The sequence below is a fragment of the Acinetobacter lwoffii genome, assembly GCF_024129715.1.
Taxonomy (GTDB): Bacteria; Pseudomonadota; Gammaproteobacteria; order Pseudomonadales; family Moraxellaceae; genus Acinetobacter; species Acinetobacter lwoffii_U.
On record NZ_JAMXXM010000066.1, the window covers coordinates 1 to 677 of the forward strand.

General features: G+C 38.3%; 1 protein-coding gene. It reads right to left on the bottom strand.

The window, feature by feature from the left end:
* The coding region (locus NI462_RS14910; RefSeq protein WP_494399506.1) for a heavy-metal-associated domain-containing protein at positions 1–677 on the bottom strand (677 nt) is incomplete at both ends.

A 677-nucleotide genomic window follows, 5' to 3' on the forward strand; every position in this document is an offset into this window, starting at 1 on the left:
TTGATATTTCGCAGCTTTTCCGACGGCATATAGCGCAATACCATAAACGGCTGCATCGGCAAACATATCTAGAGAATCAGCAATCAATCCTGTAGACGCAGCAATAATACCGCTGATGAATTCTATAAAGAAAAGTAGAGCATTAATACCTAATAACAGTTTAAGTACTTTAGCTTGTCTCACAGGATCAGGTTCATTAGGTATATCGCCTGAAGAAAGCTGTATTTCATCAAGTTTCGCCCCAAAACCCAGTCCTTCGAGTTTAGCCGTAATTTGCTGAATCCCTTCATTATGGAAGACTTTCAGTTTTCGATTGGGAAGATCAAAAGTAAGACCTTTAACTGCTTCAATATCTGCAAGAGCCATACGGACCATTTGCTCTTCAGCAGAGCAATCCATTTTAGGAATGGTGTAGGTACTTGTTTGCTTAGCCTGTTGATTGCTTATATAAGTTTCAGTCTTCACAAGCTTTGCACCAAAACCCAAAGCTTCAAGTTTGGTGGTTATATTTTCATCTTTTTGATTATGTAGAACCTTTAAAGAACGGTTAGGTAAATCAAAGATGAGTTTTTGAACACCATCAATTGAAGATAGCGCCATACGAACCATCTGTTCTTCCGCAGAACAATCCATTTTGGGAACTAAGTATTCACTCATGTAGTGCGAATCTTTTAAAA